This is a genomic window from Ruegeria sp. BC1 (genome assembly GCF_056539305.1).
On sequence record NZ_JBQFUT010000026.1, the window covers coordinates 1 to 1273 of the forward strand.

1 protein-coding gene is annotated in these 1273 nt (G+C 61.1%); it reads left to right on the plus strand.

Features of this window, described 5'->3' with window-relative positions; genetic code table 11:
- Positions 1–1273, plus strand: a 1273-nt coding sequence (glyA, locus tag ACR0IY_RS21945) for a serine hydroxymethyltransferase (RefSeq protein WP_480677159.1), incomplete at its 5' end; no start/stop codon positions are given.

A 1273-nucleotide genomic window follows, 5' to 3' on the forward strand; every position in this document is an offset into this window, starting at 1 on the left:
CGGTTTTTTCACCCAGTCCCTTTCGGACCGCGATCCTGAGCTTTTTGGCTCGATCACATCCGAGCTGGGGCGCCAGCGCGACGAGATCGAGTTGATCGCGTCCGAGAACATCGTCTCTGCCGCCGTGATGGAAGCGCAGGGCTCGGTGATGACCAACAAATACGCCGAAGGCTACCCCGGCCGTCGCTACTATGGTGGCTGCCAATTCGTTGATATCGCTGAAAATCTGGCTATCGACCGCGCCAAACAGCTGTTTGGCTGCGAATTTGCCAACGTCCAGCCGAACTCAGGCTCGCAGGCCAACCAGGGCGTGTTTCAGGCGCTGATCAAACCCGGCGACACCATTCTGGGCATGAGCCTGGATGCCGGCGGTCACCTGACCCACGGTGCACGGCCCAACCAGTCGGGCAAGTGGTTCAACGCGGTGCAATATGGCGTCCGCAAGGAAGACAACATGCTGGACTATGATCAGGTCGAGGCGCTGGCGAAAGAGCACCAGCCCAAGCTGATCATCGCCGGCGGCTCGGCCATCCCGCGTCAGATCGACTTTGCCCGCATGCGCGAGATCGCCGATATGGTCGGTGCCTATCTGCACGTGGACATGGCGCACTTTGCCGGTCTGGTGGCCGCGGGTGAGCACCCCAGCCCCTTCCCGCATGCGCATGTGGCCACGACCACCACGCACAAGACCCTGCGCGGTCCACGTGGCGGCATGATCCTGACCAATGATGAAGATATCGCTAAGAAAGTGAATTCCGCGATCTTCCCCGGCATTCAGGGTGGCCCGCTGATGCACGTGATTGCGGCCAAGGCCGTGGCCTTTGGCGAAGCGCTGCAGCCTGCGTTTAAAGACTACATCAAGCAGGTTGTCGTCAACTCGCAGGCGCTGTCGGACCAGCTGATCAAGGGCGGTCTGGACACCGTGACCCATGGCACAGACACCCACGTCGTGCTGGTCGACCTGCGCCCCAAAGGCGTGAAAGGCAACGCCACCGAAAAGGCCCTGGGCCGGGCGCACATCACCTGCAACAAGAACGGCGTGCCGTTTGACCCGGAAAAACCGACCATCACGTCAGGCATCCGTCTGGGCAGCCCCGCCGGCACCACACGCGGCTTTGGCGAGGTGGAATTCCGCCAGATCGCTGATTGGATCATCGAGGTGGTCGACGGTCTGGCCGCCAATGGCGAAGACGGAAACGGAGCAGTCGAAGCCAAGGTCAAAGCCGAAGTCGCCGACCTATGCGCCAAATTCCCAATCTATCCGAACCTGTAA